This is a genomic window from Ignavibacteriales bacterium (assembly GCA_016709155.1).
Lineage (GTDB): Bacteria > Bacteroidota > Ignavibacteria > Ignavibacteriales > Ignavibacteriaceae > JADJEI01.
Map to the genome: position 1 here is coordinate 145,354 of JADJEI010000014.1, position 24,982 is coordinate 170,335.

The window sequence follows — 24,982 nt, forward strand, 5'->3', positions numbered from 1 at the left end:
AACAAAACTCATGTCAAAATTTGAACTACCCTCACTTCCCTACTCGTACGATGCGTTGGAACCATATATAGATAAACTGACTATGGAAATTCATCATACAAAACATCACAATGCTTATGTTACTAATCTCAACAAAGCCCTTGAAGGCATGGATTTAGAAGGAAAAACGCTAGAAGATTTAATGGCTTCAATTTCAAAATATCCAATGGCGGTAAGAAATAACGGCGGCGGACATTATAACCACTCACTTTTTTGGACTGTAATGAAAGGTGGTGGACAAACACAACCTTCAGGCGCTCTTGCAGAAGCTATTAAAAGCTCTTTCACATCTTTCGATGAATTCAAAAAGACCTTTGCAAATGCTGGCGCAACAAGATTCGGATCAGGCTGGGCTTGGCTTGTGATACAAAATGGAAAATTGGCAGTTGGCTCAACCCCGAACCAGGACAATCCATTGATGGATATATCAGAATTAAAAGGTACGCCTATTCTTGGTTTGGATGTTTGGGAACATGCTTATTATTTAAAGTATCAGAATAAGCGTCCTGATTATATCGAAAATTGGTGGAACGTTGTTAATTGGGATGAAGTAGCACGAAGATTTTCTCTCGCAAAATAATAGTTTAGACATAGACAACAAAAAAGGGTCTCTGAAGACCCTTTTTTTTGAATTTTTCTAATTCTCGGTTGAATGTTTTGACACTAACTTGATTCGATTCAATGCTCTTGCCATTGCAGCTTCAGCCCTTGCAACATCAATTTTTTCCTGACTACTAATATTACTTAATCTTTCTTTAGCTCGCTTTAACGCTGATTCGGCTCGAGTAAAATCAATCTCATCAATTGCTTCCAAGGAATCGGCAAGAACTTGAATTCTATTATTCAAGACTTCAATAGTGCCGCCCCCCGTTGCATAGTATTTTTTACCTGTAACAGTTTCGATTTTTAATACACCAATTTCAAAGGTGCTGATAATCGGAGCATGGTTTTTTAATACTTGAAAACTCCCGTTTGTACCCGGAACAATAATAGAATTAATATCGCCGGAGAAAATAGTTTTTGAAGGAGTAACGATGTCGAGAAATAAACCAGACATTATTTCATCGCCTTTGCTTTTTCGACGGCTTCTTCTATAGTTCCAACATACATAAACGCACTCTCAGGCAGGTCATCGTACTCACCATCAATAATCCCTTTGAATCCGCGAATTGTGTCGGCAAGCTTAACGTACTTACCTTTGTATCCCGTGAATTGTTCAGCAACATGGAATGGCTGGCTGAAAAATCTTTGTATTCTTCTTGCCCGGCGAACAACAATTTTATCTTCATCAGAAAGCTCATCCATTCCAAGGATATTTATAATATCCTGAAGATCTTTATAGTGCTGTAGAATTTCTTTACAGTTTTTTGCAACGTCATAATGTTCTTGACCAAGAATGCCTGGTTCAAGAATTCTTGATGTAGAATCGAGAGGATCAACTGCCGGGTAAATACCAAGTTCTGAAATTTGACGACTAAGTACCGTAGTAGCATCAAGGTGTGCAAAAGCCGCAGCAGGGGCAGGATCAGTTAAGTCATCCGCCGGAACGTAAATAGCTTGAACTGAAGTGATTGAGCCTTTATCTGTTGAAGTAATTCTTTCCTGTAATGCGCCCATTTCTGTGGCAAGATTAGGCTGATAACCAACTGCAGAAGGCATACGCCCAAGCAATGCGCTTACTTCAGAACCAGCTTGCGTAAAACGGAAAATATTATCAATGAATAATAATACGTCTCTACCTTCTTCATCACGGAAATATTCTGCAACAGTTAAACCTGTTAATGCCACTCTAAGTCTCGCTCCGGGTGGTTCATTCATTTGACCAAAAACCAAAGCAGTTTTGTTTATTACACCGGATTCTTTCATTTCAAGCCAGAGATCGTTTCCTTCGCGGGTTCTTTCCCCTACCCCGGCAAAAACTGAATATCCACCATGTTCTTGTGCAATATTGTTTATTAATTCCTGAATGATAACTGTCTTACCTACACCCGCACCGCCAAACAATCCGGTCTTTCCACCTTTTGAGTAAGGCTCTATAAGATCAATAACTTTGATTCCCGTTTCAAACATTTCAGATTTTGTTGAAAGGTTTTTAAATGCAGGTGATGGGCGGTGAATAGGATAAGATTTTTTTGTATTGATAGCGCCAAGTCCATCAATCGGATTTCCGATAACATTTATTAATCTGCCAAGTGTTTCCGGTCCGACAGGAACAGAAATTGGTCTGCCGTTATCAAAAGCATCCATTCCTCTAACCAAACCGTCGGTAGAATCCATTGCTACAGTTCGAACTCTATCTTCACCGAGATGCTGTTGAACTTCGGCGATCAGTTCATCCTTTACACCTTCGGTTGAAACTCTTGGAATTCTTACGGAGTTATAAATTTTAGGAAGCTTGCCTGCTTCAAATTCGATGTCAATAACAGGTCCAATAACCTGTATAATTTTGCCTTGTAATTCGCTCATTCTTAACCTTATGAATTGAAAATTTGAGTTGTAAATTTAGCTATTGAATGTCGTTTATACAAACAAATTGTAGTCTTAAAATCTAAATTTGAGGATTAAAAATAATCTCTACATCGAACGATACTGAATCATTTTAAAAAAATAAGTTTTTTTACATCCGTAAATGAATTTGTTTGAATTTTATAGAAATAAACTCCGCTTGATAAATCTTTTCCATCGAAATCCACTGTAATGATTCCTTGAGGTGCTACATCATCAAAAAGAATTTTGACTTCCCTTCCAAGTATATCAAAGACGGATAGTTTAATTTTTTGTGCATAAGGAATTTCAAACCTTATCGTTGTGATTGGATTAAATGGATTGGGATAATTCTGATAAAGATGATAACCAAACTCTGATATTTGATTATCGTAAACGTCTGTAACATAAACAAAATCTGTGATGCCGCCGGATTCATTATATCTGTTTTTATATTCCTGAAGATAGAGATTTGCAATCTTAAAATCATGAATGATCAAAACATTTTCGTCATTATCATTCTCTGCAGAAGAAGACCAGTTGTGCGAACCAGTTTCAACAATCGGATCGCTGCTTTCGATTAAAGCATCTATAATAGAATATTTGTGATGAAGTGTAGCTCCCGTGCTTTCAAGCATCTCGGCATAAGGCTGAAGAGTTGCAAATTCAGAACCATCTGTTGTGGGTTGATCAATCACTCCGCGAATGTCGTCAACGCCGCTGAGATTTCTTGCGATAATTGCAGAGGCAATATCATCACGAGTAATCACATACAGAGCCATAAAAATATCATCATCTGCCGAGTTGATGATATTAATTATTTTATTCGTTGTGCCGTCAGAGGGACTGAAGTATAAATAAATTGGAACTCCCCCAATTATAAATTCGTGTTGAGTGTTGTCTGATTTAAATCTGCCGAACTTAGCATTTGCTTCATTAGGAGTATCGGTTGAACTTCCCCACATTTCTTCAAATTCAATTTTATATGCTGCTGCAATCGCCGGATCATTTATTTCAACTACGTTGTTTTTCCAGGTTGATTCGGTTAGTGTGACATTCCATGAACCTGTCCATATCCAATCGTTATTTGATATTGCATCTCTGGCATCAAAGACGAAAAATTTATTGTGCATAATTCCATCGGGATCGTTTCTTTTTAAAACAGAGATTCCTGCATCAATTAAACTTTGCATACTATTTTGTGTTGTACGATCATCATAAACAACACGGATTTTTACACCGCGATTTTTAGCAAGAATAATTGCATTAGCAACATCAGGCATATCTGAAAAACTATAAAGAGCCATATCAATCGAATATTCAGCAGCATTGATTCTCTCGATCAGTTTATCTTTAAAAACCACATTGCCTTTAGCTACATTTCCCGGTAACGATATGGAGCTATCAATACTAAAATTAAAATATACATTTATAGTTCCTGTTGTGGAGTCGGTTGAATTTGTTGTTACTGAGTATAAATTACTACTGCTCTCACCAACATAGTTACTGGAATATGCACGGAAATAATAAAGAGTCCCCGGAGTTAATCCTTCGATAGGAACAACGTGATAAGTTGTATCATCATCTATCACGACTGAATCCTGTTCAAGTTCTGTTGTCAAGCCATATTTTACTTTGCCGTTTCCATTTCGTGCTGTGTTAAAATATACAGTAAAGGAGGATGTATCAATATTTGAAGCGAACACCGGTTCAAGAATTAATGGAGTTCCATCGTAAGCAATATCTAAAATGAATCTTGGCAGAATTTGGTAGCCGGAATTATACGGAGCCGCCTGATCGAACTGTCCGAGAATGCCAATGAGATCAACAGGAATAGTCGGAATTTGAGTGCCAATAATTGAGGTTACATCTCCATCAATGCGAAGTTCCATATTTCCAGTTCCATCGGATATTGGATAATTCATACTGCCGGTAAAACTTCCTGAACCGGTGATTGTAACATTATTTATTCTGATTAATCTGCCTTCGTAAATTTCAAGTCCGTTCCATTCCTGATTAATTACTTGAGAAATAGTAACGATAGTAGTATCAAACAGAGAAGCTTGACCATGATTTATGAAACTCGATCCGGCTGCATTAAAATCAAATTCAGTCAATCCATTATAATGCGAAAGAGTGCTCGTAACGGTAACCGAATCGCCGATGGATACTTGTCCAGCAAAGCCATTACCAAAGACAGATATTCCAGCCGATTCATCATGAATTGAACCAGGTCCGCTTGAACCAAACTGATTGCTTGACCCCACCACTCCCGATACGGTAAATATTTCGCCAAGATGAATTGGAACGCCGTTAGCATCGTTCTCTCTGATCTCCGCAATGGGAACGCTTTGTGAATAAATTAGAGAATTAAAAAATAGAAAGATGATGGTTAGTATTTTTTTCATTGAATGTCCGTTGAAAGTATGAATCGAATTATTCTGTTATTTTCTGTATCAGCTATATAAAGTGTTTTATCGAAATGCGCCGCAGCATGCGGATGATTAAAAAGATTTTGCCCGCCAAAGGAGAGAAGTTGATCTCCGAAAGAATTGAATTTGTAAATGCTGTCCTTTTCAGAATCAACTACATAAATATTTCCGGCTGCATCAATAGTTAATCCTTCCGGATCTGAAAATCTATTTGGCAGCATAAAATCATTTTCGGATAAAGTGAACTTTGATACGTAACCGGTAAATTCACGCGAGTCAATATATTCTAACCATTGTGCTTTAAATGCATTTGATCCTGTAAGAGTAAAAATCAAATCAAAAGTATTCCCGCTGAAAGATTTTATCGAACTAATGCCATAGGCAGAAGGTATGCCCCCACCAAGCGGATCAAGCCCGGGAATACGACCGGTTAATGAGTCTCTCTCTGCACCGTTATTATCTATTTGCTTTTTAAAAAGAAGCAAAGAATTATCAGGATCACTTAAAGAAGAATTTTTTGGTCCTGTTCTGGCGATTACAAAACTATTATCATAAAAAACAGTAACGCCTTTATATTCGCGATCCGGATTGCTCAAATCAGAAGTAGATTTTGGAAGCAGTCTGTTAATTGGAGCCATTTCTATTTGATGATTCACCGAAGCAAGATCTATTTTATAAATTGCATTGTACGTTTGGGAAATTCCATTAACAATCGTATCAAACTTAGCAGATACGATCAGGTTCAGTTGAAAATCCTGAGCTAAAGCGATTGGTTTTTCGATTGTACGTGTACCCAGAATTCGTCCATCAAGGTTTAGCATAACGATCCTGTCGTTCTCCGTGTCGGCGACATAAATAAAAGGTTCGTTGCCGACAATGATGTCCTGTGGTTTATTAAATCCTTCCCAGACAGGGTTTAGCTGAATATAAACAGTATCACCTCCAATATTTGGATTTCCATCACTAAGATTGAACTCATTCAAATCAAATTTTTCACCGCAACTATAAACAAGAATAGCAAGTGAAATGAGTAATAATATTTTTTTATAATTTATTTTCATAAACCAAGTATTATTGAAAACCGATGTGCCGAGCCAAGCCGATTAAAATTGGCATAAGAATAGTCGAGATTAAAATTTGCTATGGTTAAAGGGAAAAAAATACCGGCGCCAAAAGAATAGTTTTGTTCATCCACATTGAATTTGTAGCCGGCTCTGGCGTAAAAGGTTTTTGTCCAGCTATATTCAAATCCAAGTGAAAGATTTTCACTGTTATCATTCGGATGGTTCAATTGAATGGAGGAGGTAATAGAATTTTCTTCATCGGTATATGGTTCGAAAGCAAAACCGATTCTGAAAATTGTAGGTGGAGAGAATGCCTGCCATTCGGATTCTTTTCTGTTCCCAATAAGTATAACTTCACCATCAGGCGCTAACTGATTTCCAAAATTTGATACAGCAACAGCAAACCTTGTTGAACCAAGTCCAGTCCAATAAAAAGTTCCGAGGTCAATCATTACACCACGCATTTTTAATTTGTCGAGAGTTTCTTCGATATATCTTAGAGTTCCGCCAAAACTAAATTGATCAGTCATTTTTCTTGCATAAGAAACTGCAATAGCAAGATCACTAAACCCAAAATACTCCCCCGTTCCAAAAGGCGCAAACTCGGTAGTTACTTTCATGTCCTGCATAGATAAAGAAGTGAAGGCAATTCCAAAAGTATTTGTTTCATCAAGGTGATAAACCCCGCCTATAAAATCATGATTTATATCCACCACCCATTGATTATGAGAAAAGATAATTTGATTATCAGCGAATTGCACCAGACCGGCTGGATTCCAGTAGAGAGCGCTTGCATCATTTGCAACTGCCACAAATGCATCTCCAAGAGATGTTGCTCTGCCTCCTACACCAATTTTGAGAAATGTTGCAGTCGAAATACCTGCTCGTTGTTCTCCAAGAACCGGGAAAAGTTGTCCGAACGAATTCGCTGTAATAAAAAATAAAAATAATATGGTGATAATTTTATTCATCAAAAACGCAGGCTGATTCCAAATTTAATATTTCTTCTTGTTAGATAGCGGGCAGGATTCAAAGGATACGGGGTAATCGGTGCTTGCAAATCAGGGAAACGCGGATCATTCCATGAATTTGGGACTGCATCACCAAACTCATAAGCGCTGCCGGTAACAGGGTTAATTATTGCAGAGTTTTTTGTATCAAGTAAATTATTTACTTCAATGTTGAATGAAATTTTTATTCCATTAAAAGAAAAATATTTTTCAAAATTAAGATCAATCCAGAACCAGTCATCACCAAGTTTACTATTTCGGTCACTAACAAGAAATTCATACTCAGGTCTTCCCTGTGTGTCATAAGCACCTGTAAAAACGGCGGGGGTGTATCTTTTACCTGACTGATAAAACGCACGAATGTAAATATTATAGTCATCAAGAAAGCCAGGGGCAAACTCAAAAATGGGTTTATCTTTTTCGACGTAGAAATTAGTTGAAATTGATGCTGTGATTGGTCTATCCCACGCAAGAAATTCTTCTTTAATAGATTCAGTTAAATCACCGCGAAGTACAAGTACGCCTTCATCAACGGAGGAGCTTTTACCTGTAACAATTGCATAAGCAAAATTTGCAGAGCCGTTAAACCATCTGCCGATTCTTTTTCTGTATTCAATTTCTAAACCGCGCGATCGGGCATAATCAGAATTCACATAAGTGATAAAGCTTTCTGTTGCAAATCGTGCCGAAGTAATGATTGCGTTTCGTGTACTTACGTAATCAAAAATGTCTTTATAGTAAGTCGTAATAGTAAGTACATCGTCATTGGAAAATTGAGTCTTCAAGCCGAGTTCATAAGCAACAGTAGTTTCGGGATTTAGATTGGGATTTCCAAATTTCTGAAAAGATGATTGAGCATTCAGAGGATCTAATTTAGCATAAACAAACTGCGGGCGGGGCCATTTACTAAAATGACCATAAGAGAAAAATAGTGTTTGATTATCCGATACAGGATGCGATATTCCAAGGCGGGGGCTTAATCTTGCTTTCCATTTTCTGTTACCGAACCAGCTAAATGTATCATCTAAATAATTTTGTCTCGTCTCATCAGGAATCGTGACAACATCAGGATTGTTAATCGCATCGTCAACATATTTTCCGGGGAACCAATAATCTAATCTTAAACCAAAGTTGAGTATCATCCCTGAAAAATTAATATTGTCTTGAGCATAGAAAGCTCCGAGAGCAGGATATGTTTTGTAAATATCATTATTCAAACCAAGTTCACCTATCCAGGGTTTGTAAATATCAATAACCTGCATTTCCTGAAATTGAAAATTGAAGCCGGCTTTGAATTTATTTTTTTCATCAAAGAAACTCGTTATGTCGCCGCGTAAAGAATATTCTTCGAGGTAGTGATCACGCCAGGTAAATGGAGAGCCAACATCCCAGAATCCATCGCCGGGAATAACGCCTATTGTATCACCGTCGATATTATAATATTGAATTGGAAAACTTGTAATGTCTTTTGGTTCAATGAAATCGTACCAGTTTTTACCATTTGCATCCGCGCGAAGATTCGTGTAATAATATCCAAATTTTAATTCATAAAATGTCTGCGAATTTAATGTATGCGTTAAGTTTAATGTGTGATAAATATTATTGTGAGTAAAAGTATTCGCTTCATCTAAAATATTTTGAAATGAATAGTGATAGCCGGGGGTTGGTTCAATATATTCAAGATTTGATTGAAGTGACTGAGAATTTTGATTTATGTTAACTGACTGATTAAATGAATAATTAAATTTAATTGTCGGTGAATATTTGTAAGTTAATTTCGCAAGCCAGAACCAATTGTTTTCAGCACGTGGGGCGAAGGTTGTTCCGCCAAAAGTTGTGCTTACAATCTGACTTGCGACGGGTTTAAAATACCCTTGAGTAATTCCATCAGTAATGCCGCCATAAAAGCTTGCAAAAAAAGAAACCTCGCCGGGAATATTTAATCCAAGTGAAGGTAATAATAAAGTTGTGAACGGTTCTGGACCGCTGATATTTCCTTCAGCAATATCCGTGTTGAATATATTGTACGAATTTCTTTCTCCAAAATTATCCCGCTTATAGGAAAAATAACCTGAGAACTTATTTCCACCCTCCCGTGTTCTTACATTCACAACACCTGAAGTTGCTTGCCCAAACTCAGCATTAAAACCGCCGGTGATAACCTCAACCTCTTCGATCGAACTCGCACTTAATTGTAATCCAAACCCGGTTCCAGCAAGAGGATCCTGTACAGAAACACCATCGAGAAGAAAAGCATTTTCATAACTTCTGCCGCCGCGAATGTGTATTGAGTTATCTGTGTTCACCACCCCGGATTGTTGAGTGACTAAATCAGAGATATTTTCAACGATAGAAACATCAATATCCTCTTTTGAAATCGTTCGCTTGCTCTGTGTTTCTTCAACGTCCATCAAGGGTTTTTCACCAATAATAACAACTTCCTGTCCAAGTGATAGAACAGACTCTTCCATTTCAATATCAAAGTGTTTTGTTTTATTCGGAAGTATCTCAACACCTGTAAACTGTACTGTTTTATAGCCGATGAATGATATTTCAAGTGTGTAATTCCCAGCTGAAACTCCTTCAATTTTGAATGAACCATTTATGTCAGTCGCGGCACCGTAGTAAGTACCTTTTAATATTACATTCACTCCCGGCAAAGATTCACCATTTGCTTTATCCATAATTTTACCCGAAAGATTTCCCCTCTCCTGTGCAATGATTGAAACAGAAATGAAGACGAACAATATGGTAAGTAAACTTTTCACGGCGTTAACCCAAAATCCTCAATAAAAATTTTTTCGAGTAATGGGATTACATTACTATCCCCGCCGTCAGCTTGAAAAAGCGGAATACCTATAAAAAATAAATTATCATCATTCGTTTTAAAACCAATATTACCGTTCAAGTTTGAAGCAGAAATATCGTAAACTTTTTGAGCAGTGATGGGATTTGGATAATAAGTTCGCAATGAAGAAACAGTACTAGAAATTGTTAACGATGGATAATCTAAGTTTGGAGAGGATGGAAATACTGTTCCACTAAAAACAAATCCGACAGGCCTATCCTGACCAAGTGAATCAATTGGTAAAAAGCCTTGTATCGTTGGGACATCAAATTGAAAAACGGAAGTGGAGTCTTCAAAAGTTAATGACATAGCAATCTTGCCGCCCCCATCAACAAATTTATTTGTAGTTAAACTAAGTAAATCCATACGAGGTTTTGAATTAGAATACCAGAAAACGTAATTAAATAATTTTATTGTTTCAGGAAAAGTCACACTCTCATAAGGAAGTGTGCTTCCTGCAATATCAAGTGTATTAAGTTTGCCGGTAAGTAACCCGCTTCCAATTTGATTGAATGCATTGTTATAAAAATTTTTGACTGAAATATCATTATTCAAATCCGATACTTCATAATTATCTACAATTAAAAATTCGCTTGTTGGCTTTTTTACAAACCAGGTACTATTAGAATCAGGCAGAGAAATAAAAGCAGACTTTGCCCCGGAAATATCTTCAGCCTGAATATAAATTTTATTATCATTGTTTAAATTAATTCCAGGCAAATCATCAGGATTTATATTTAACTCCGAGCCGTTGATAAGAATTTCCATCATCGGATTCAAAGCATTGTAATCAACTATCCGTAAAGTTATTAATCGTGTTGAGCCGCTGAGCGAAATAAAATTATTAGTATCATTAAGCGCGATGTTGATATTTGTAATCGAACTTTCGCCATCAAGATCGCTTGCCGTCCAGCCGAATGTCATAACAGGAAATGATGTGTCAGGCAGAAATGACAGATCACTCCAGAAAATTTGGGGAGTGGAATTTTTTATTGGAAATTTCGTAGAAGCAGGGGTGGGGTCTATCAACCCAATATCAAAATATTTTTCGTTTGGATCATAGAATCCATTACCGTTTGAATCTGAGTAAGGTTCAGCTCCATAATCAATCTGATTTTGAATGATGTCCTCATCATAAAATCCATTGCCATAATTATCCACTGCTGATACTTGAAAATCGAAAGTTGTGTCAATAGTGCCAATGGGTAAAGAGAATGTACTGTCACGGCTTGTGGTGAATGTCCAGAGAGAATCAATGCCAACCCATTTGAAATAATATCCGATTATCAATCCGTCAGGATCATCCCCCCACCAACTTACAGTTAGCTGGCTTGTTTGTCCGCTGATTGAACTATCCGGATACAAAAACACAAATGTTTCAGGTGAGTTATTCGTATTTGGATTATTAACTAACTCATCATAACAACCGGTGCTTACGATCGCCGCTGTTATACCAAGTATGTAGAACAAGTATGTAGTAATTTTAGAATTCAATAACAAACCAAAGAAATATTTTTTAATCACTACTTCAATTTAATAATTCTGTTTCAATGAACATCTTTAGTTATAAAATATTTAAGTTAAGTTTTTATTAAGATAATTAAATATTTATGAAGGCAGCCGCTAAGACTGCCTTTAATATCAAGTGTGAATTTTTCTTTAGACATATCACATTTGATGTCTGACTTTACTTCAGCAACATTAATTTTTTCGAAGCAGTAAAATCATTTGATTTGATTGTGTAGATATAAACTCCGCTTGCAAGTTTGCTTGCGTTGAAAGTTATTTCGTAAGTGCCTGCGGGTTTTGTTTCGTTTAGGAGTTGTTTTACTTTTCTGCCGAGTATGTCGTAAATAATTAGTTCAACATTTCCTGCTTGTGGAAGATCAAATTTTATTGAAGTTGTTGGGTTGAATGGGTTGGGGTAGTTTTGATATAAATAATATTGTTCAGGTATTATTTTTTCTTCTTCGGGTAAAGTTGGTTTGCCAAATTTTTGTTTCATTTTATCATTTAGCATTGAATGGTAGTCTGAGCTGCTCTTTACTAAATAATTTGTGTTTGCTGTTTTCCCCAATGTTTGACCTGAAAGACTTAACAGATATGATGTGGTCAATGCGTCTATCTCAGCAAAGAATGCTTCGTTTGTGTTAGGGTTGTTTTGAACTATATCATCAAACTCATTTATTGCTTCATTGTACTTCTCCACTCCTACCAAACATAAGTTTGAAAGATGACTTATTGTTCTGATAAGAGTTGTGTCGGTTACTTGCGTGAGCCTTTCATTATAAACTTCCCGCAGATCATTCAAAACTGTGCTGTCTGCATTCTGAGTTTTATTGATTTTGTATAATGCTATGTATGCATAAATACTTCTTGAATCATCCGGGTAATCTGTTATGATCTGATTGTATAATACAATTGCTTCAGTGAACTTTGCCGTAAAGTATAATTCATCTGCTTGTGCATAAAGTAAATCTATTTCCTCGACATCTGATACAACTTCTCCGGTGGAATAAACCGTATCTATAACCTCACCGGATGCAGTCTGTGTGATTATCATCAGTCCACCGCCCTGCGGAATTATGCACGGCTCTGTCAAGTAAGGAATATACTGCACATTCAATATTCCAAATCTTCCTGCAGGATCTCCTACGTTAGTCGTTCCCCAGGAGTTGGTGTCTGCTTTAACCTGTGTAGTGGTATCTCCATTCATAAGTGTAAATGTTGTATCAAGAAAAGCGAAGTCCGGTAAACGGTCATCCATTATTTGGTTACAGCCATCGGCAAGTTTTATTTTGCCCGTTATTGAAAGATATATCTCCGATCCATCATCTTCATTGTTCCCAAGTGCATTATACCCACCATTGTTGAAAATTTCATTATGACCGGATATAGGATATTGATTGGGAGGGTTGCCTCCCAACATCGCTCTTAAATCTGGATTTGAATTTGCCCCGACATAAATTCCATTGATCAGATGTCCGGTGATTGTGTTATCGCCAATCTTTTGACTTGAGCCGCCAAGTAATAATCCTGTACTGTGACCGGAGATAGTGTTTAACCTTATTGTTCCTCCGGAACTGATCATTTCGATTCCGGGCAGTTCATTTTGAGAGGAAGAAATGCTATTGCCCACTACATTAATGTTTGATGATTGGTTTAGTATTATACCGCACTCCGAGTTATTAATGAAGTTTGATTGTATAGTGCCTTTGTTCAGGTTAGTCAATGAAACAGCAGTTTGTGAATTTGTGATTGAACACTGTTTAATCTTTAGATCAACAACCACGTTACCTGTTATAGCAATTCCCGAATTGCAATTATCGAAAGTTGTGTTATTAATGTTTAGATTTTCGAACTGATGTGGTAATAAATCAGCTAAACCATTTACACTTATCTCGGCGTTTTTAACTATGCAGTTTGAAAGTGTAAAATCGCTGCCTGACTTAACTAAAATACCGTTTTCGTTTTCCGGTGATACAAAATCAAGCGTCAGCTTGTTTGTTATTGTTCCTTTAACTGTAGCCAGACCTTCTATGATTAGCTGTTTCCCGTTATAAAAAATTATGCTTCCGCCATCAACTGTTTTTATTGAGCCGCCTGCTTTAACTGTTATGTTTGCGTTGGAAGAATATGTCCCGGTGACAGTTAAAGTAGCGCCGTTCTCTATTATCATATCGTCATTTAATGTCCAGCCCCCATCAACGGTTTCGTTATAAAGAAGTCTGCCGCCGTAAAGTACAACAGGTGCAACTTGAAAGAGGTAACCTTCGCCGGCGGGGAAAGTGTAAGTAACAGTAGTATCATCATAAAATGTTATATCAAAATTATTCTCCGGTTCTATGTTTCTTAGTCTTGTATTCTTATATCTGCCTTCAACACCTTCAGCGCTTTGCACATTCATCTCTGCTACCCGGCTGCCATCAGTAATTAAGTTTGACAATAAAAAGTAATTGTTTTGAGAATGCCCGGCTGTATCCAAATCTGTAGCAAAAAAGTTTAAGGTTGAGTTGATTGGATTGTTAACGGGATTATTTGTTAGACTGAGGTAAGGAATATTAGTGTAATAAGAATCTTCTATGAACGGATGAGTTACATCTCTTAGCATTAGATCATTTCCAGAATATGACAAGTTCATTAGTGTTAAGCCCAATACTCCATTAATTCTTGGAGAGAGATCGTTTTTTATATAACTATATAAAGGTTCGTTAGGTAAATAATTTTCGTCTAGAATATTTTTGTACCATACGTTGTTATTACAATTTACTTCATATTTTAAATCGGTGGATGTCAACATCCAAAAAACACCCCTTAGCACCAAATGATAGTGAAAGCATAATTGAAGCATTTAACTTTTCTGGGGCGGTGAATATAACCAGCACTTGCTTCCATCTGGTAAGGTCGGTTCGGCTATTAATGATTCGTGCCAAAAGACGGGATTAACATCCGATAGTTCTGTTAATAGGTACCTCTGGTATTCGTACATCTCTTCCATTTGTTTACCATCAACGAAAGTTATGAACTCCATCATTATTTTTTCAGGATTTGCCATCTCTTTGAATTTATAGATTGTCCTATCCCCATTTCTCCACCCATTCCATTGAGGAAAAAATTCTGCAATACCTTTTGGCTTATTCATAGCTTCAAGAATATCATCTACGATTTTCATCGGAGTGTATCGGTCAATTGTCTGCGGTTCACTTACATTAAAAAAATATTTTATATTATCCCAGTCATTATATTTATTTGCAAATGACGTTATATCGAAAACTACCTGTGGGTAAAGGTCAACAATTCTGCTTCCGATACGCTCATCAAAAACCTGGAAGTTATCAACATATAACTGCTTATTTCCAAACCAGGTAACCTTGAACTGAATTCCTGTACCTGGGTATGTATCATCATAATCCAGCAGTTCATATTGATTTAATCCCTCCATTTTCGAATTATATTGTTCAAATTCCGGAGGGTAGGAATAAACTATTTCAAAAGGCTCAAATGATTCACCGGTAAATGAACTCACATATAATGTTAACTCTGCTCCCTCAATGGGTAATCAATCGTTATCCCTTGATCATTTATGTAGGTAAATATCACTGATACTTTACACACGGGATCGGTAGGCTCGGGTGTTATACCGTTTATCGTTGAAACTGCAACATTAAATCGTAGATTATACTGCAGAAGTTCATCCATATACCATGGTGAGTATTTTTTATCCTGCCTGTATTGAGGTCCTCTGAGCATAATATTATTTGTATTATCTAAGTCTGTTCCACTTGTCCAACAAGCAGTATTGGAATAGTTCGTAGCAGAACCAAAATCAGCTTTTATTCCTGTTTCAAGTTCATTCTTTGTTGTATCCTCGGCTTCCCATTTTGTGTAATACCCCGCTGAATAATAAGCAACTGCGTCGTTTTGAGAGTCATTCTTTATTGCAACCAGGTTATATTTATTCAGTACATCCTTAAGCGCAGCGTTATCTCCATTTGCGTATTGAATTACTGTATTCATACCAAGATCATCCACGTACTCGTACGTTACCTGATTTAATGAATCTCCTTTAGAAAGATAAACACCATAAGGGAATTGAGTTGGCGGTGTTATTACCTGCGCAAGGAACCCATTAAACGGAATGTAAAAGAAAAAGATTAAAAGGAACAAGAATTGTTTAACTCGTTTCATTTTATACCTCCGAATGATTTTTAATTTAATATTTATTAGTTATTATTTATTATTCCCAATCCGTATTTCTGCGGGATGGGGGTTTTATTGTCAAATTGCTAAACTGCTTAATTGTTAATTTGTTGAATCGCTTCATTTTTTTTTGAGTTTTTAATTCAGGTTCTTGCTTCTTGTCTTCCACGTTTCACGTTTTTCTTCTTTCGTCTCACTTGATTAACAGCATTTTTTTCATATCCGTGAACACAGGAATATCTTTTTCATTCCGTACCATTATTTGATAAATGTAAATGCCGCTTGCCAAATCACTTTGGACATTTGACGTTTGACCTTTGACGTTAAAATCTACTTCGTAATATCCTGCTTCTTGTGTTTGATTAACCAAGACAGAAACAAGCTCTCCTTTGATATCATATACATAAAGTTTTACGTATCCTCTCTCTTTTAGTCTGTAACTTATCTTTGTTGATGGATTAAATGGGTTAGGGTAGTTTTGGTAAAGTCGGTAGTCTGAGATTGTTTGTTTGTTGTCGGTGATGGATGTTAGGATAAACCCAACTTCTTCGCTGGGTTCTGATTCGTTGCCTTGATTATCTATTGCTGTTAGTTTGTAGTAAATCTTTTCCAAGTAATCGGGAAGAAAATCAATTAAGTTATTTCTGTCTGTTGAAACAAAAAGGTTTGTGGAATCTATTATAAAGTTTTTTGTCGTATCCCTGTACACATTGTAGTGATTAAAATCTGCTTCTGTGTTTTTGTTCCAGGTTATCCCTACTGTTAAACTGTCAAGTGTTGCGTTTAAATTGACAGGAACACGTGGGGCTAAATCTAAATAGCTATAACTTTCTCCGTAAGGACCTCCGTAAAAACCGATGTCGCTTCTTGTTCCATCTTTATCGAAAATTAAAGGATCGCCTGCATCAATCATAGGAGAATATTTCTGAAGATGAAAATCTAAACTATCCTCGTTTACTAACATTGGATCTACTTCAAGATTTGTACTATCGGGTGTAAAATTATAATACCCATAATCGCAATTCCAAGCATTGTTAAAATAAATATTTTGTATCCCATCAGATAAATAATAGCCATTCTGTACTCCCAACACTATATTATTATTTACAATACTTTGTTCCGAGAACCAAATGCCGTAACCAAGATTGTTCGATACAATATTACAAACTGCTTGATCCGGAACTGCCCCAACAGAAATACCAACGTATGAATCTAATACGAAATTGTTATAAACTTGGCTTGTCCCCGAACTACCAGTAGATATGCCTTGGTTTATAGTAGAAGTCATTTCTATTAAATTATTAAAAATAATACCTCGACCTGCAAGGGCTGTGCTTATGCCGCTAGTTTTTATTTGAAATAAATAATTATTATAGATAGTATCGAGCACTGAAGTATCTAACCCAAATACGTCTATTCCATAACTAACATCTTCAATTATATTATTTTTAATTGTTAAAAAAGAATTATCACTGCTAATGCCATAACCAGCCATACTTATTTTGTTATTCATAATTTTCCCCTGAAAGTCTAAGGAATCTTCTGGTCCTGGTATTGACAAAATACCTGTATTCCCACCAATACTACTTCTAACTATTATATGGAAACCTTCGACTATACACTCATCTTTCATAGTAATAGCATTAAAATCACTAAATTGTGATATCGTTCTGGTATCTATAATGCAGCTATCAATTCCTGCTCCAATCATTGTTAAGCCGTGTATCATAGTAACTTTCTCGATGTAAGTGCCGTTGGCAACGTAAATGGTATCTCCAAACACGGAGATGTTAATGCACTCCATAATGCTATCGGCTGCGGTTTCCCAGGAGGTGTAGGGTGGGGTGCTGCTGCCGGTTGGGCTAACGTACCTGACGGTGGCGAGAGTAATGTACAATGTACAATTTACAATGTACAATGAAAGCAGGAGAAGAAGGAATATTTTTGTTTTCATAGAAGACCTCATTGTATTGAATTTATCCATTATCAAATTATAAAATATTTACAAAAATTACTTCAGTAATATCATCTTCTTCATATCTGAGAAAACGGGAATGTCTCCTTCGCCTTTTACCATTATTTGATAAATGTAAATGCCTGTGGCTATGTCACTGTAATATGGTCCCATCGGTACTTCATAACTATTTGCTCTTTCTCTTTCTTCTGTGTTGGGTTGAAATACTACTTCATAGTAGCCTTTATTCTGCCACTGATTTACAAGGGTTTTTACTAATTCTCCTTTTACATCATACACATAGAGTTTTACATATCCCGGCTCTTTTAATCTGTATGGAATTATTGTTGAGGGATTAAATGGGTTTGGATAATTACTTAACAGCCTAAATCCATCATCGCCTATTGGGGGATGTTCAGTCAATCCTGTTATTGTTACAGTTACTTCTTCACTCGGCTCTGATTGATTATTCTGATTGTCAAATGCTGTGAGTAAATAATAGTATTTTTTCTCTGTGTTTGTTATTGTGAGATTATCATAAAATAAAGTGTCGCTTGTAATTCCAACTATCTTTGTTGTGTCGTAAATAAAATTAGTTACCGTATCGCGGTAGATTCTGTAATGTGAAAAATCTGCTTCAGTGTTTTTATTCCACGTTAATTTTATTAACCCGTCTTCAACAACAGCAGTAAGATTATGCGGAGGACGGGGTGCTAAATCATTATAAGTGTAACTCCATCCGTAGGGACCTCCGTAGAGACCAATATCACTTCTGCTTCCATCCCGGTCAAGAATGTTTGGATCACCGGTGTCAATTAAAGGAGAAAACTTCTGTAAATGAAAGTTGTTACTGTCCGCACTTACTACCATTGGGTCAACGGAGAGGTTTGTGCTATCTGGAGTAAATCCACTATAATTGACGGGATTATTCCAGGAGTTGTTATATCTAAATATAGGATTTTGCTCGGGTTGAACAGTAAATCCTTTTAAACTGTTCATAACATTGTTATTTACAACCATATTGTAGTTTCCAGCAGTAATACCTGCAAAACTAAAATTACCAATTGTAAAATTATTATAATTAAAAGCTGGATCTACGAAATTGCTTATTCCAGTTCTAGCATATTCAGTAGTAACAGTGTTATTCTGAATCCATACTGTGTCAATATTGCCGCCGATAATACCGTATGAAGTTTGACCGTCAATAAAGATTGTATTATTATTTATTGTAGCCTTAGTTCCAAATACCATAGCTATCCCCTGCAATCCTGCCACAATATAATTAGAGTCAATAAGAGGTGTATATGTTGAGAAAAATGCACCAATGTTTATTCCCCTAAATTCCATATCAGTAAAAATACTATTACCTCTTATGATTGCACTTGAATTGAACAATTCTACACCAGTGTGAACATTTTCGAAAATATTCTTGTAAACAACAGGAACCTGCTCTCCTGTATACCCTACATAAGCCCCATACCTTGCATTTGTTATTCTGTTAAGAGCCACCAAACTATTTCCGCTACCAGCAAAACCATAACCCATTTCAGTATCGTAGTAAACCAATATCTGAAATCCCTTAAAGAGACAGCTATCTTTAACTTCAACAGAAATAAATCCTGTACTCGTTACAAGTTCCCTCGTATCAATCACGCAGCTATCCATACCTGCGCCAATTAGAGATAAACCGGGAATCATAACTACCTGCTCTTTGTAAGTGCCGTTGGCTACGTAAACAGTATCACCAAAGACGGAGATGTTAATGCACTCCATAATGCTGTCGGCGGCGGTCTCCCAGCTTGTGTAGGGCGGGGTGCTGCTGCCGGTAGGGCTTATGTAACGGACAGTCGCTTGCGCGTCAATGTACAATGTACAATTTAGAATGTAGAATGAAAGCAGGAGAGGAAGGAATATTTTTGGTTTCATAATTGCACCTCAAAGTAATAAAAATTTACAGGAAGAATTTAGGAATAAGATTCGTTAAATGCATTAATCATAAAAATTTTATTAGAGGTATTTCAATTTTATATCACCAACCAAAACATTTATTTCATAAAATAAAAAGGCAGCCAAATTTGACTGCCTTTAATTTAATTATAATTTATTGTTGCTTTTTTACTTATCATATTTTAGAAATCACTTCAATAAAATCATTTTACGTACTTGATTAAAGTCACCGGCAGATAGACTGTAAAAATAAATTCCGGTAGAAATACCTGAAGCATCAAATGAAACTGAATATTTACCAGCAGTTTTCACATCATTCACCAACGTTTTAATTTCTTCACCAAGAATGTTAAAGATTTTCAGAATTACATTGCTTTCTTTAGGAATTGAAAATGAAATTATAGTTGATGGATTAAACGGATTTGGGTAGTTCTGACTTAACTCAAATCTTTCCGGTACAGTATTATTTTGGTTTTCAACCGCAACGGGGATGTAGCCAGAAAAGTCATCATCACTGCGGGGGTCAAGTTTGTAATTTCCAAAAGTATAAAGAAGTATTCCGCTTAAACTTTCAAACTGATCGCCAACAAGCAAGCGAACGGGTTGATCAACTAAACTTGAATCGTAAAAATTATGATAAGATAATTGTGAATCATCAAGATTTACACGGGTATTTATTCCACTTGCGTCTGCAATAAATATTTCACCAAAATTGCTGCTGCCGTTTCCAGTTGGGCCAGGATCACCTTCGGCATTTTCATCAGTAATAGTAATGTTGGAGTACTTAACAAGTACACCCTCCCATTGCTCCGCCGAGATTGTTCCCGAACCAAATGTACCAGTTTCAGAAGTTGAAATCTCACTTGCATCAGGAAGTGCATTTCCGGTTGAAATTAAATTAAATTGTGAAGGATCATCAATCCCGGATATTTGAGTCATACTAAATGACTCGCCAACTGTGCCTGTAACTTCGACTAAATCCCCCTTCCTTAATACAAGAGTCTCTGTTCCATTTACTCTAATTCCACTCCAGGGACCATTTCCATTTTGAATAAAAATATAGCTCGCAAAATCTGTTGTATCACAAGTTACAATTCCATTCACTGTAACTTCAAATCCATTATAAGCACTGAAGCCGCTTCCATAAGGGCTGAACTGAACATGCTGAATAGTTATTAGATGATCAAGCACAAAATAAAAATATCTATTGCTCGAAGTATCGGAAGGGTTTTGCGATTCATTATTTTCATTATCAATCGCCCAAATAAAATAGTCAATAATTGATGAATCGCTTTGAGCGGGGATAACTGCTGTAAAAGTGGAGTCACTAATATTTGTCATATCAACTTCCTGAACTGCACTGCTGTTCACTCTATATTTTAATTTTGCTGATATAACTGTGCCGTCAACATCGCGAATAAAGGATGTGACAGTAACAGGCTGCCCATAGCCAACTTCAACAATATCCCTTGTAATATTCGAGATTACAGGAGGGAAAGTTCCAACTTCAATATCGTCAGGATAAGCTGGATTGATAGTAATTCCGCCGGAGCCTGCGCTGCGTGTTTCAATATAACCGCGAATGTAATTTAGTATTGATCCGTCGGTAGGGGGAACAAATCCGGATACAGGAGAATAAAAATAATCTGATTTAGTTCCCATTGATAGCTTTGTTCCATTACCATCTTGTATTCTGAAACTTCCAGTCCCGGAATTTCTATCAAATGTAGAAACATTTCGAATGATAACATAAACCCCCTCCCATTTTTCAGAAATAGCTAAGTTATCATCAGTGCCTGTTACCTTTAATGAATCTAATGTCAATTCTACAGCTTGAGGTCGTTCTTGAATTCCTAGTACATCATCAGCAGAAAAATTTATTACATTAAATTGTGTTGTCTTTTGCGTTGAAGTGCTGTATTCATTAACCACACCTGTAACTTTAACAACAAATCCTGAATCAAGATCGCTGAATGGAGGTCCGAGTGATGGATCCTGACGCAACAAAATTCCGGACCAATCTGTCAGACTTGTATCCTGCAAATAAAATCCTGCTGCTCCAGTGCCGACAAACATGATCACACTATCAGGGCTAAAAAATCTACTTTTGTATGGCGCACACATCACAACACCGGTTACTGTTACCGTATCACCTTCGTAAGGTGAGACCTGATCATCGGTAAAATAATTAATTAAGGTTGTAGGATCCTGGTATTGAATATCACGAATAGAAATTTCCGGATATTGCGCAAAAGAGACTGATGTAAACAAACCGATCAGAATTACCAAGTAAATTATTTTCATTTTTATTACTCCTATTTTATTTAACAATTAAAAATTTTCCTGTTTGAATATTTCCAGTGGAATTATTTTTCACTGAAAAAAGATAAAGCCCGGTTGCAATTGCCTGGTCGTTTTCACTGATTAAATCCCACGCATGTTCTCCCCCTGCCATAATCTGTTTGTCATCACTTGCATAAGTCTCAAACCATCGTAAATCAGAGCCGTTGCTTTGTTGATCGTGATAAATTCTTTTAACAACATCACCTGCAAGGGTGTAAATAGTAATTTCACACTCAGCAGGTAAATTAAAGAAATAAATTTTTCTTAACCTTTCAGAACTTCCATCCCAGATAGCATTTCCGTAGTATGGATTGGGATAGACTCCAACTTCAAGATTTGCATCAGTAGAAGCCAGCGTGCCGGGAATAATTCTTTGCAATGAAGCAAGCGAACTTGATTCCAAACTTTCAAGATTATTTTCCGAATCACCTTCATCAAATGCTGAAACAGCAAATAAATACTGCCAGCCATTAAGTAAATTCGCAAATTCAAATTTGTAAAAATACTTTGTGGTGTCGCCTGAAAAAGTAACAGGTTCATCAAGCATAATAAATTGGAATCCAGTGTTGAAACCTATATCATTATCAGTACTGTCAAACTCACCTGCAAGTGAAAGCGATGAAAGAATATCACTCTGAAGATTCAAATCGAATCCACTTTGTGTGCGATAAATTCTGTAGCCCTCGAAATCTTTTTTACCGGAAATAGGATCAATAGATGTTTCAGCACTTTTATCCCAATACAGAATTGCAGAGTTACTCGTCGGAACAACTTTAACTTTAGGAACGACGGGGGGTGAAGGAAGAACAAACCTTGTAATAATCCCATCGGCATTTAAATCCTCACCGGCATCAAGAATATTGTTTCTATTTCTATCTTCGCCAAAATATGCTCTTAAAGCCCAGTCGGCATTTGAGAATAAATTTTTCTTTTGCTCTTCCGTGTCAAGTGAAGCAGCATCGTCTCCAAATTTTTTAGCGCAGAGAATTGCAAACACAACATTGATAGAATCACCCGGAGCGATTGACTGGAAAGCACCTTTTGAGATAAGCATTGATCTATTGGAAGGAAGTTTCAAATCATTCGGATTTATTCCGTCGTTGTACCTGTTGCTTCCGCCAAAATATCCACGAAGTTTTTTATCATACCTTTGAAAGTCATCTTGCGGCGCAAAGAAATTTGGGTCATCAGTATTTCTGAATTGCCAGCTCACAAAGTTTACAGTTGATAATGTATCCGAGCCATTAAAAATAAAATCATTTCCGGCAGGAGTTGAACCGAGGTATTGAATTCCAATATAGCTGTCCGTAAAACCAATGTCACCTGTAGCATCAAATTCATAAGCGATTTTTAATGAGTCGTTGTAACCGTTTCCTCCTTTATTAAAAAATGCAGAGCCGCGAGGCGAACTGATATTTGTATTGCGAACAACTGCATCAGTCCATAAACCTACATAAACACTATCAATAAATTTAGCAGTCACATTTTTAATTGTATAATTCATTATAACAAAAAAATCAGCGAATGGAAAATTCCAAGCATAACTTTCTTGGTGAACTTTTACTCCAAGCGGAGTATGATCAATAATCAATTCACCGTTTGAAAGAGTTTCGTTTGTATCTACAAAGTCCATCACAAAATCCTGATGCGAAATTGCAAAAGGATCGAAAAATCTTGAGTCAAGCAGAGTTGATCTTTCGAGAACTAAAATGCCTGGATCATTAGTAAATTCAAACCCACCACCCCGAGCTGAAACAGATGCTGCATCCACTGCGCCTGTTGTAACAAATGGTCCTACTCTTCCATTGCTAAGTGAATCATTACTGATAAAACCGCCAATCCAGAGACCTCCGTCAAAGATATGTTCTATGCCGCTGCCTGAAGGATACTCGCACGAAGGCTGCTGAGGCCAGAGTGAGAAACCGTGTCCGTAAGTTCCAAAATTTGTAACAGTTAGTCCAATATTTCCAACATTTGTGAATTTGGAATTATCATCATCGGTTATTTTAACTAAAAAATTATTTTGATCCTGGCTTTGTAATTTAGAAGTGATAAGAATCAGAGAAAGGAATATTACTGTGGATAACTTCATTCTTTAAATATTGAATTCAATTAAAATAATTACTCATAAATATTTCATTTGTAAAATACGATTTTCTTTAGCTATGCATAAAATAGTTTTGTTATTTTATTATTAATAAAACGCCTGCTGATTATTTTTAATATGAATTAAAATTTTAGAATTCATCGCGGGCATGCTTATCAGCATGATAGGAACTTCGAACCAAAGGAGCTGATTCGACAGCCTTAAATCCTAATTTGAATCCTTCTTCTTTATAAAATAGAAACTCTTCGGGAGTAACAAAACGATCAACCGGCAAGTGCATTTTAGTTGGCTGCAAATACTGCCCGATTGTAAGTATCTGACATCCGTGCACAACAAGATCATTCATCAGCTCAATTACCTCCTCCTTATTTTCACCGATACCAACCATTATTCCGCTCTTTGTTCTCAATCCTTTATCTCTGAACCACCGAATCAGATCCAAGCTTCTTTGATATTTTGCCTGCGGTCGAACGGCGTGATACAATCTTTTTACAGTTTCGAGATTATGATTCAAAATATCAGGCGGATTTTGCATTATTATATTGAAAGATTCTTCAAATCCCCGAAAATCCGGTATTAATATTTCAATTGTGCAATCGGACTTGTCACGTCTAATAAGTTTGACAGTTTCACTAAAGATGGAAGCTCCACCATCCTTTAGTTCATCTCTGTCAACCGAAGTGATAACTACATGTCTTAGATTTAATTCAACGACAGATTCTGCGACACGTGCAGGCTCATTTAAATCAAGCTCGTTGGGAATTCCAACTTTGATATTACAAAAACCACAGCTTCTTGTACAAGTATCGCCAAGAATCATGAAGGTAGCAGTGCGGTTATTCCAACACTCTGCTATGTTCGGACACTTTGCTTCCTCGCAAACTGTATTGAGTTTATTTTTTCTCATCAAAGTGCGAACATCACTGTAATTATTTCCTGTCGGTAATTTCACTTTTAACCATTCGGGACGTTTCCCGAGCGGCTCTTTGTCAGCTTCCACTGCTTCCTTAAATGCTCTTTGATGTTGATTGATTATCATTAAAAACTTTCTGTC

16 protein-coding genes are annotated in these 24,982 nt (G+C 36.6%); 1 reads left to right on the forward strand and 15 read right to left on the reverse strand.

Annotated elements, in window-relative coordinates:
* The first annotated feature begins 10 nt into the window (after positions 1 to 10).
* A complete protein-coding gene (locus IPH11_19475; protein MBK6915730.1) occupies positions 11 to 619 on the forward strand; it encodes a superoxide dismutase in 609 nt (202 codons plus the stop codon).
* A 57-nt stretch (positions 620 to 676) separates the two neighbouring features.
* On the opposite strand, the gene IPH11_19480 is transcribed toward IPH11_19475, so the two are convergent.
* The 15 genes from IPH11_19480 to lipA all read right to left on the reverse strand — a co-directional run bounded on the left by IPH11_19480 (position 677) and on the right by lipA (position 24,967).
* Positions 677 to 1,096: a F0F1 ATP synthase subunit epsilon gene (locus tag IPH11_19480; protein ID MBK6915731.1), complete on the reverse strand. Its 420-nt coding sequence runs from the start codon at positions 1,094 to 1,096 to the stop codon at positions 677 to 679.
* Positions 1,096 to 2,505 (reverse strand): F0F1 ATP synthase subunit beta, encoded by a 1,410-nt coding sequence (gene atpD / locus IPH11_19485; GenBank protein ID MBK6915732.1) that lies wholly within the window; start codon positions 2,503 to 2,505, stop codon positions 1,096 to 1,098. Before atpD ends, IPH11_19480 begins: the two co-directional genes overlap by 1 nt.
* 128 nt (positions 2,506 to 2,633) lie before the next feature.
* Positions 2,634 to 4,931, reverse strand: a complete 2,298-nt coding sequence (locus IPH11_19490; protein ID MBK6915733.1) for a T9SS type A sorting domain-containing protein — start codon at positions 4,929 to 4,931, stop codon at positions 2,634 to 2,636.
* Complete coding sequence (locus IPH11_19495; GenBank protein MBK6915734.1) at positions 4,928 to 6,016, reverse strand: hypothetical protein; 1,089 nt, start codon at positions 6,014 to 6,016, stop codon at positions 4,928 to 4,930. Before IPH11_19495 ends, IPH11_19490 begins: the two co-directional genes overlap by 4 nt.
* Positions 6,013 to 6,990, reverse strand: a complete 978-nt coding sequence (locus IPH11_19500; GenBank protein MBK6915735.1) for a PorV/PorQ family protein — start codon at positions 6,988 to 6,990, stop codon at positions 6,013 to 6,015. The genes IPH11_19495 and IPH11_19500 overlap by 4 nt, the downstream gene beginning before the upstream one ends.
* On the reverse strand, positions 6,990 to 9,797 hold the full coding sequence (locus IPH11_19505) for a TonB-dependent receptor (protein ID MBK6915736.1): 2,808 nt from the start codon (positions 9,795 to 9,797) through the stop codon (positions 6,990 to 6,992). Before IPH11_19505 ends, IPH11_19500 begins: the two co-directional genes overlap by 1 nt.
* The gene (locus IPH11_19510; GenBank protein MBK6915737.1) at positions 9,794 to 11,371 is read right to left on the reverse strand and encodes a hypothetical protein; all 1,578 of its coding nucleotides are present in this window, start codon (positions 11,369 to 11,371) and stop codon (positions 9,794 to 9,796) included. Before IPH11_19510 ends, IPH11_19505 begins: the two co-directional genes overlap by 4 nt.
* Before the next feature lie 193 nt (positions 11,372 to 11,564).
* Positions 11,565 to 14,177, reverse strand: a complete 2,613-nt coding sequence (locus IPH11_19515; protein ID MBK6915738.1) for a T9SS type A sorting domain-containing protein — start codon at positions 14,175 to 14,177, stop codon at positions 11,565 to 11,567.
* A gap of 51 nt (positions 14,178 to 14,228) precedes the next feature.
* Positions 14,229 to 14,903 (reverse strand): hypothetical protein, encoded by a 675-nt coding sequence (locus IPH11_19520; protein MBK6915739.1) that lies wholly within the window; start codon positions 14,901 to 14,903, stop codon positions 14,229 to 14,231.
* An 8-nt stretch (positions 14,904 to 14,911) separates the two neighbouring features.
* Positions 14,912 to 15,565: a hypothetical protein gene (locus IPH11_19525; protein ID MBK6915740.1), complete on the reverse strand. Its 654-nt coding sequence runs from the start codon at positions 15,563 to 15,565 to the stop codon at positions 14,912 to 14,914.
* A 205-nt stretch (positions 15,566 to 15,770) separates the two neighbouring features.
* Positions 15,771 to 17,531: a T9SS type A sorting domain-containing protein gene (locus tag IPH11_19530; protein MBK6915741.1), complete on the reverse strand. Its 1,761-nt coding sequence runs from the start codon at positions 17,529 to 17,531 to the stop codon at positions 15,771 to 15,773.
* Positions 17,532 to 17,588: 57 nt separating this feature from the next.
* Complete coding sequence (locus tag IPH11_19535) at positions 17,589 to 19,457, reverse strand: right-handed parallel beta-helix repeat-containing protein (protein MBK6915742.1); 1,869 nt, start codon at positions 19,455 to 19,457, stop codon at positions 17,589 to 17,591.
* A gap of 210 nt (positions 19,458 to 19,667) precedes the next feature.
* Positions 19,668 to 21,782, reverse strand: coding sequence for a T9SS type A sorting domain-containing protein (locus tag IPH11_19540; protein ID MBK6915743.1), 2,115 nt, complete (start codon positions 21,780 to 21,782; stop codon positions 19,668 to 19,670).
* A 16-nt stretch (positions 21,783 to 21,798) separates the two neighbouring features.
* Positions 21,799 to 23,913, reverse strand: coding sequence for a hypothetical protein (locus IPH11_19545; protein ID MBK6915744.1), 2,115 nt, complete (start codon positions 23,911 to 23,913; stop codon positions 21,799 to 21,801).
* Positions 23,914 to 24,058: 145 nt separating this feature from the next.
* The gene (gene lipA, locus IPH11_19550; GenBank protein ID MBK6915745.1) at positions 24,059 to 24,967 is read right to left on the reverse strand and encodes a lipoyl synthase; all 909 of its coding nucleotides are present in this window, start codon (positions 24,965 to 24,967) and stop codon (positions 24,059 to 24,061) included.
* Positions 24,968 to 24,982 lie beyond the last annotated feature (15 nt).

Bases quoted from the DNA above. Each gene is read 5' to 3' on its own strand.
- atpD (MBK6915732.1), bottom strand. From the start codon at position 2,505: ATGAGCGAATTACAAGGCAAAATTATACAGGTTATTGGACCTGTTATT.
- IPH11_19475 (MBK6915730.1), top strand. From the start codon at position 11: ATGTCAAAATTTGAACTACCCTCACTTCCCTACTCGTACGATGCGTTG.
- lipA (MBK6915745.1), bottom strand. From the start codon at position 24,967: ATGATAATCAATCAACATCAAAGAGCATTTAAGGAAGCAGTGGAAGCT.
- IPH11_19530 (MBK6915741.1), bottom strand. From the start codon at position 17,531: ATGAAAACAAAAATATTCCTTCTTCTCCTGCTTTCATTGTACATTGTA.
- IPH11_19515 (MBK6915738.1), bottom strand. From the start codon at position 14,177: ATGTTGACATCCACCGATTTAAAATATGAAGTAAATTGTAATAACAAC.
- IPH11_19490 (MBK6915733.1), bottom strand. From the start codon at position 4,931: ATGAAAAAAATACTAACCATCATCTTTCTATTTTTTAATTCTCTAATT.
- IPH11_19525 (MBK6915740.1), bottom strand. From the start codon at position 15,565: ATGAAACGAGTTAAACAATTCTTGTTCCTTTTAATCTTTTTCTTTTAC.
- IPH11_19480 (MBK6915731.1), bottom strand. From the start codon at position 1,096: ATGTCTGGTTTATTTCTCGACATCGTTACTCCTTCAAAAACTATTTTC.
- IPH11_19495 (MBK6915734.1), bottom strand. From the start codon at position 6,016: ATGAAAATAAATTATAAAAAAATATTATTACTCATTTCACTTGCTATT.
- IPH11_19500 (MBK6915735.1), bottom strand. From the start codon at position 6,990: ATGAATAAAATTATCACCATATTATTTTTATTTTTTATTACAGCGAAT.
- IPH11_19540 (MBK6915743.1), bottom strand. From the start codon at position 21,782: ATGAAAATAATTTACTTGGTAATTCTGATCGGTTTGTTTACATCAGTC.
- IPH11_19545 (MBK6915744.1), bottom strand. From the start codon at position 23,913: ATGAAGTTATCCACAGTAATATTCCTTTCTCTGATTCTTATCACTTCT.
- IPH11_19535 (MBK6915742.1), bottom strand. From the start codon at position 19,457: ATGAAACCAAAAATATTCCTTCCTCTCCTGCTTTCATTCTACATTCTA.